The organism is Streptomyces sp. SID486 (assembly GCF_009865385.1).
Lineage (GTDB): Bacteria > Actinomycetota > Actinomycetes > Streptomycetales > Streptomycetaceae > Streptomyces.
Genome location: NZ_WWJT01000319.1, coordinates 1 through 7064 on the forward strand (window position 1 = coordinate 1; position 7064 = coordinate 7064).

Below are 7064 nucleotides of genomic sequence, written 5' to 3' on the forward strand. Positions count from 1 at the left end.
CCGGCGCCCCCCGCCGGGGCCGGGAAGGGGCACGGCCAGGGCGCCGCGGCTCCCGGGCAGGAGAAGGGACCCGACCTCGACGAACTGGCCCGGCGTCTGCTCGACCCGGTCTCCCGGCTGCTGCGCACGGAACTGCGGCGCGGCCGGGAACGGACGGGCAGGCCCTTCGACGGGCGCCGCTGAGGACCGGCGCGCACGCACGACGCGTGGGCGGACACGGGCGCACGGGTGTACGAGGCCACGGCCGCAGCCAGGGACGGGACCTACGGGCCGAACAGGACGTACGGGACCACGGGAAGCACGACGAACGGACGACGGACGCATGACGGACAACATCTTCGCGACGAGCGTGTTCTTCCGGCTCGCCATCGGCGGCAACGACCTCGGCGCCTTCCACACCTGCTCCGGCATGGGCGCCCAGGTCGAGATGGAGAGCTACGCCGAGGGCGGCAACAACGGCTTCACCTGGCAGCTGCCCGGCCGGGTGACCTGGTCGAACATCACGCTCACCCGGCCCGTCACGGCCGACACGGCGAAGATCGGCCGCTGGCTGGACGAGACGCTTCGGCGGGTCGAGCCCAAGGACGGCGAGATCGTGGCGCTGCGGCCCGACCTGAGCCGCATCATCGGCTGGCAGGTGTACGGCATCGTGCCGGTGCGCTGGCAGGGGCCGTCGTTCGACCCGGCCAGCTCGCAGGCGGCGGTGGAGACGCTGGAGATCGCCCACGAGGGCCTGGTGCCCTCCTGAACCGTCCCCCGGCCGACGCACCGCCCCCGCTCCCCGACCCCCTCCCGCACCGCCCACGCCGCTCCGGAAAGGAACGCACGCCATGTCCCCAGCGGTCCGCGCCAGCCGGGCCAGGGCCCAGCTCACCCTGAAGGAGCCGCCGGCCTCGGTCGGCGCCCGGCCCGGCGGCACGATCGCGCGGCTCGACCTCCAGTTCAACCCGTCGACGCTCGAACTGCGCAAGACCACCGAATGGCGCCGCTCCCCCGCACGGATGGCGGGCGAGTCCGCGCTGCCGGAGTTCGTCGGCAGCGGTCCGCGCACCCTGAGCCTCGACGTGTTCCTGGACGCCACCGCCAAACACGACAACTCGGTGGAACAGGCGGTGGAGAAGCTGATGAAGGCGTGCGTGCCCACGCCGGCGAGCCTGGGGCGCAAGAAACCCGCCAGCCCCTGGGTGCGGTTCGAGTGGGGCACCGCGCGCACCACGTCGTTCGACGGGGTGCTGTCCAGCCTGTCGGTGTCGTACACGCTGTTCGACGTGGACGGGAAGCCGCTCCGGGCCACCTGCTCGCTGTCCATCGAGGAGGCGAGCGTCGACACCCCCGGGCAGAACCCCACGTCGGGCGCGCGGACCGCACGCAGCACCCACACCGTGGTGGCGGGCGACAGCCTGGCGATGCTCGCCTGGCGCGAGTACGGGGACCCGACGGCCTGGCGGACCATCGCGGAGGCGAACGGCATCGACGATCCGATGGCACTCGTACCCGGCACCGAACTGGTGGTGCCGGGCATGCGGGACGCCGGGGGCGAGGAGGAACAGTGAGCGGTTTCGAGGGGGGCGAGGCCCGGTCGTTCGCGGCCGACCCGATCGTCGAGGCACCGGGCGAACTGCCGCAGGTGTGGGCGACGCAGCTGGTGAGCTGCGTGGTGGACGAGAACGTGGGGCTGCCGGACACCGCGGTGCTCACCTTCCGGGATCAGCAGCACGAGTTCCTCGCCGCGACCGGCATCACCATCGGCACGCCCTTGCGCGTGTCGGTGGTGACCGTGAAGGGGCAGGCCCGGGAGCGGCTGTTCAGCGGCGAGGTCACGGCCCTCGAACTGGACCGGGACGGCACCGGCACGTTCACGGTCGTACGGGCGTACTCCAAGGCCCACCGGCTCCAGCGGGGCCGGAAGGTGGTGGCGTACCGGGACATGACGACCGCGGCGATCGTCCGCAAGGTGGCCACGGCCGCGGGCCTGGCCTGCGGCAAGGTGGAGGCGCCGGCCGTGACCCACAAGCAGCTGTCCCAGGCCAACGTCTCCGACTGGGACTTCCTGCAGTACCTGGCGGCCGAGAGCGGCGCGCAGGTGCGCATCGACGACAAGGGCGTCCTGCAGTTCACCCGGCCGGTGAAGGCGTCCGGCGCCCCCGCGCCGTCGACGCCCGCGACACGCAGCCCCCTGGTCCTGGAGTACGGGCGGAACCTGCTGGCACTGCGGGCTTCGCTGTCGATGGCCGACGCGGCGCAGAAGGTGCAGGTGCGCGGCTGGGACGTCACCACGAAGCGGCCGTTGGTCGCCGAGCAGGCGTCCGTGGTGAGCGGCACGGTGGTGCCGGGGCTCAGTCCCGCCTCCGTCGACCGGTTCGGCAAGGCCACCCAGCTCACCGTCACCGACACCCCGTACCGCACCCAGGCGGAGACCACGGCGGCGGCGCGCGCCATGGCCGAGCAGGTCAGCTCGGGCTTCGGCGAGCTGGAGGCGGTCGCCGACGGGAATCCGGTGCTGCGGGCCGGCAAACCGGTCACGCTGGGCAACGTGGGCAAGGCGTTCTCCGGGCGGTACACGGCGACGGCCGTGCAGCACGTGCTGGAGCCGCACGGTGGCTACCGGACCACGCTGTGGGTGAGCGCGAGCCCGGACCGCTCGCTGACCGGTCTGGTGACCGGTGCCAACGCGCCCGGCCGCGGGCCGCGCATCCCGGGTCTGGCCATCGGCGTGGTGACGGACGTGCGCGAGCCGAGCGGCTCGGAACGCGGCGCGGTGCGTCTGAAGTTCCCCTGGCTGGACGACACGTACGTCACCGACTGGGTGCGCACGGTGCAGTGGGGCGGCAAGGGCGGCGGCGGCGTGGTCAGCCCCGAGGTGAACGACGAGGTCCTCGTCGGCTTCGAGCAGGGCCTCCTCGACAGCCCGTACGTCATCGGCGGGCTCTACAACGGAGTGGACAAGCCGTCGCAGCACGACGTGCCGCTGGTCGACAGGACCAGCGGCAAGGTCAACCGCCGTTCCATCGTGTCGCGTTCGGGGCACCGGGTGGAGCTGCTGGACGCGCCGGCGCCGGGGCAGTCGGGACTGCGCCTGGCGACCGGCGACAAGCGCCTGGAGGTACGGCTGGACGACCGCCGGGACCGGATCGAGGTCACCGTGTACCGGCGCCCCGGACAGGTCGGCACCTCGTTCGTCATGGACAGGAACGACATCACGCTGAGCGCCCCCCGGGGGACCCTGACCCTGGAGGGACGCAGCGTGAACATCGAGGGCCAGTCCGGCGTCGACGTCTCCGCCCGCAAGGTCGGGGTGACCGGGCGCTCGGAGGTCTCCGTCGACGGCGGGCTGCTCGGCATCCTCAAGGCGAAGCTCATCCGGATCAACTGAGCCGCCGCCCATGCCACTCGTCCCCTTCGTGCCCGCGGTGCGCGTCACCTTAGCGCCACCGCCCCCTGACCCCGAGGAGCCATCCATGCCAGCCGCAGCCCGTACCGGTGACCCCACCAGCCACGGCGGACGCATCACCACACCGCCGCCCATGGCCGCCCTGGCGGTGGAGAGCGTGCTGATCGGCGGCCGTCCCGCCGCCGTCGAGGGCAGCCTGCACGTCTGCCCGGTGGTGCCGCACGCGGCGCTCGGGCCGGGCAACGTGATCGTCCCCGACCCGGCCGCCCTCGTCCGGGGCGCGGTCCTCATCGGCGGGCTGCCCGCCGCGCGGATGCGCGACAAGACGGCGTGCGGTGCGCAGATCGTGATGGGCGCCATGGACGTACAGATCGGAGGCGTGCTGTGAGCGAACGGTTCATCGGGCGCGGCTGGGCGTTCCCGCTGCGGGTCGGACCGACCGGGGGCATCGCCATGGTCGAGCGGGGCCGGGAGATCGAGGAGGCCATCCGCCTCGTCCTCGGCACGGCGCCCGGCGAGCGCCCCATGCGGCCCGAGTTCGGCTGCGGCATCCACGACTACGTGTTCGCGCCCGGCGACGGCGACACCGCCGGACGGGTGGCCCAGCAGGTGCGCGAGGCGCTGGAGCGCTGGGAACCGCGGATCACCGTGGACGACGTGCTCGTCGCCTTCGACTCCGTGGACGCCGGCACTCTCTACATCGACGTGCACTACACGGTGCGCACCACCAACGACCGGCGCAACCTGGTCTTCCCCTTCTACACGATCCCCTCCGAGGAGGGGGTCGAGGAAACGGTCGGCAACTGATGGTCCTGCCCTCCCCGAACCTGGACGACCGGCGCTTCCAGCAGCTCGTCGACGAGGCGAAACGGTACGTGCAGCAGCGCGCGCCCGAGTGGACCGACCACAACGTCTCCGACCCGGGCGTCACCCTGATCGAGACGTTCGCCTATCTGGTGGACCAGCTGCTGTACCGGCTGAACCGGGTGCCGGACAAGAACTATTTGGCGTTTCTCGACCTGTTGGGCATCAGCCTGTTCCCGCCGGCGGCGGCCGGTGCCGAGGTCGACTTCTGGCTGTCCGCGCCGCAGCCCGAGACGGTGACGCTGACCGCGGGCACCGAGGTGACGACCGCCGCCGGGGAGAACGAGGACGCCGTGGTGTTCGCCACCACGGACGAACTCCGCATCGTGCCGAGCGAGTTGATCCGGCTGGTGACCGCGCCGCGCGGCGGCGAGCAGGCCGACCGGACCGGAGCGCTCACCGAGGGCCTCGACGTGCCGTGCTTCCAGGCGGCGCCCGAACCGGGTGACGCGCTGCTGTTCGGGCTGCCGTCGGCGGTACCGCGCTGTGTGGTCGCGGTACGTCTGGACAGCCGGGTCGAGGGCGTCGGCGTCGACCCGCGCCAGCCGCCGCTGGTGTGGGAGGCGTGGGACGGCGGGCGCTGGCAGCGGTGCGAGACCGGTGAGGACACCACCGGCGGTCTGAACCGTCCCGGCGAGGTGATCGTGTACGTCCCGGCCGGGCACACGGCGTCCGTGATCGGCGGTACGCGCGCGGGCTGGCTGCGCTGCCGGGTCGTGGAGGCGGAGCCCGGCCAGCCGTTCTACTCGGAGTCGCCAACGGTGCGCGAGGCGTCCGTGTTCACGATCGGCGGCACCATGACGGTGGAGCACGCCGAGACGGTGACCGACGTCCCGCTGGGCACCTCGGAGGGGGTGGCCGGGCAGAGCTTCCGCCTCGACCGCCCGCCGGTGCTGCTCGACGGTGAGCCACCGGTGGTGGAGGTGTCCTCCGCCGAGGGCTGGCAGCGCTGGCAGGTCGTGGACCACTTCGGGGACTCGGGACCCGACGACCGGCACGTCCGGGTGAACGCCACGACCGGGGAGTTCACGTTTCCGCCGGTACTGCGCGAGGCCGACGGCTCATTGCGCGCCTGGGGCGCCGTGCCGCCCAAGGGGGCGCAGGTCCGCGTGGTCCGCTACCGCACCGGCGGCGGTCCGGCGGGCAATGTCGCCCGTAGCGCGATCAACGTGCTGCGCAGTTCGGTGCCGTACGTCGCCCGGGTCGACAACCGTGAGGCCGCCCGCGGCGGTGTCGCGGGCGAGACCGTCGACAACGCCAAGATGCGGGCCCCGCAGGCGCTGCGGATACAGGAGCGCGCGGTGACGGCGGAGGACCACGAGATCATCGCCCGGCAGGCGGCGCCCTCGGTGCGCCGGGTCCGCTGTCTGCCCGCTGCCGACGAGCCGGGTGCGGTACGGGTCCTGGTGGTGCCGGACGCGGTCGCCGACGAGGGCGACCGGCTCCGCTTCGAGCAGCTGATCCCCTCCGACCAGGTGCTCGCCACCATCACCGAGGCCCTCGACGAGCGACGGCTGATCGGCACGCGGCTCGTGGTGGAGCCGCCGGAGTACCAGGGCGTCACCGTGGTGGCCCGGCTCACCGCTCCCGCCGCCGACGCCGACCGGGTGCGTGACGCGGCGCTGGCCGCGCTGTTCCGCCACCTCAACCCGCTGCACGGCGGCCCCGACGGCACCGGCTGGCCGTTCGGCCGTCCGGTGCAGTACGGGGAGGTGTTCGGCGTGCTGCAACGGTCCGTGGGGGACGTGCTGGTGGAGGACATCCGGCTGTTCGCCGCCGATCCGATCACGGGCCGGCGCGGCTCCCCCGTCGAGCGCATCGACATCGACCCGGCCACGCTCGTCTTCTCGTACCAGCATCAAGTGGTGGTCAGCGCCGCGGAACCGGAGGGCCGCCGATGAGCCGCGCCGCGGTCCCCGGGCTGCCCAGCCGGCACCCCATCGGCGAGCAGCTGCCCGCCCTGTACGCGGAGGACGACTTCGCCCAGCGGTTCACCGCCGGGCTCGACACGGTCCTCGCCCCGGTGTTCGCCACGCTCGACAACCTGCCCGCCTATCTGGACCCCCGGGTGGCACCGGCCGACTTCCTGGCCTGGCTGGCTTCCTGGGTGGGCGGTGTGGACGATCCGCGCTGGCCGGTGGAGCTGCGCCGCGAGGCCACGGTCCGGGCGATGGAACTGCACCGCAGGCGCGGCACGAAGCGCGGCCTGGTGGAGGCACTGCACCTGATCCTCGGGGTGCGTGCGGAGGTCAGCGGGGACGGCGGCGCGATCTGGTCGCGCACGGCCGGTACCGCGCTGCCGGCCGCGCCCGCCGCCGAGATCCTCGTGCGGGTGTGGCCCGACCGGACGACCACGGTCGACGCGGACCGGGTCGACGAACTCGTCCGGGCCCTGTGCCCGGTGCACACGGTGTGCCGCGTGGAGGTCCTGAGCGGACCGCCGGCCGGCGAAGGGGAGTGACGTCATGCGCGAATGTCCCGCCTGCGGGGCGTCCAACGAGGCGACGGACGACTTCTGCGGAAACTGCGGGGGGTACCTGGGCTGGTCCGACCGGTCGGGTCCCCGGTCGGTCCGGTCCGGCGGATCGGCGTTCGAGCCCGACGGCCTGCCCGACCCCGCCGAACCGGCGGCACCGGGCACGGACCGGGCCGCCGACACGGACTCCCACGACTCGGACCCGAGCTCCGGGACGCGAAGCCGGAGCCCGGACCAGGACCCGGGGGGCGGCACCCACGGTCCGGACCCGGAAACCGGTGCACACCGCTCGGACCCGGCCCCGGATGCCGGTGCACACCGCTCGGACCCGGC

The 7064-nt window shown here is 73.3% G+C and carries 8 protein-coding genes and 1 pseudogene; all 9 read left to right on the forward strand.

Going from position 1 to position 7064, the window contains the following annotated elements:
* Positions 1-183 (forward strand): annotated as a pseudogene (locus GT045_RS38905) (hypothetical protein); the annotation flags it as partial.
* Between the two features lie 139 nt (positions 184-322).
* The gene (locus tag GT045_RS15025) at positions 323-748 is read left to right on the forward strand and encodes a phage tail protein (protein WP_161286915.1); all 426 of its coding nucleotides are present in this window, start codon (positions 323-325) and stop codon (positions 746-748) included.
* Positions 749-830: 82 nt separating this feature from the next.
* Positions 831-1553 (forward strand): LysM peptidoglycan-binding domain-containing protein, encoded by a 723-nt coding sequence (locus GT045_RS15030; protein WP_161286914.1) that lies wholly within the window; start codon positions 831-833, stop codon positions 1551-1553.
* The gene (locus tag GT045_RS15035; protein ID WP_161334466.1) at positions 1550-3373 is read left to right on the forward strand and encodes a VgrG-related protein; all 1824 of its coding nucleotides are present in this window, start codon (positions 1550-1552) and stop codon (positions 3371-3373) included. The genes GT045_RS15030 and GT045_RS15035 overlap by 4 nt, the downstream gene beginning before the upstream one ends.
* Positions 3374-3458: 85 nt before the next feature.
* Positions 3459-3779 (forward strand): PAAR domain-containing protein, encoded by a 321-nt coding sequence (locus GT045_RS15040; protein WP_161286912.1) that lies wholly within the window; start codon positions 3459-3461, stop codon positions 3777-3779.
* Complete coding sequence (locus tag GT045_RS15045) at positions 3776-4198, forward strand: GPW/gp25 family protein (RefSeq protein WP_161286911.1); 423 nt, start codon at positions 3776-3778, stop codon at positions 4196-4198. The genes GT045_RS15040 and GT045_RS15045 overlap by 4 nt, the downstream gene beginning before the upstream one ends.
* Positions 4198-6156, forward strand: coding sequence for a putative baseplate assembly protein (locus GT045_RS15050; protein ID WP_161334467.1), 1959 nt, complete (start codon positions 4198-4200; stop codon positions 6154-6156). Before GT045_RS15045 ends, GT045_RS15050 begins: the two co-directional genes overlap by 1 nt.
* Positions 6153-6716 carry a phage tail protein gene (locus tag GT045_RS15055; RefSeq protein ID WP_161286909.1) on the forward strand — a complete coding sequence of 188 codons (564 nt, stop codon included), beginning with the start codon at positions 6153-6155 and terminating at the stop codon, positions 6714-6716. Before GT045_RS15050 ends, GT045_RS15055 begins: the two co-directional genes overlap by 4 nt.
* A 4-nt stretch (positions 6717-6720) precedes the next feature.
* Positions 6721-7064, forward strand: a 344-nt coding sequence (locus tag GT045_RS40460; protein ID WP_272926856.1) for a zinc ribbon domain-containing protein, incomplete at its 3' end; no start/stop codon positions are given.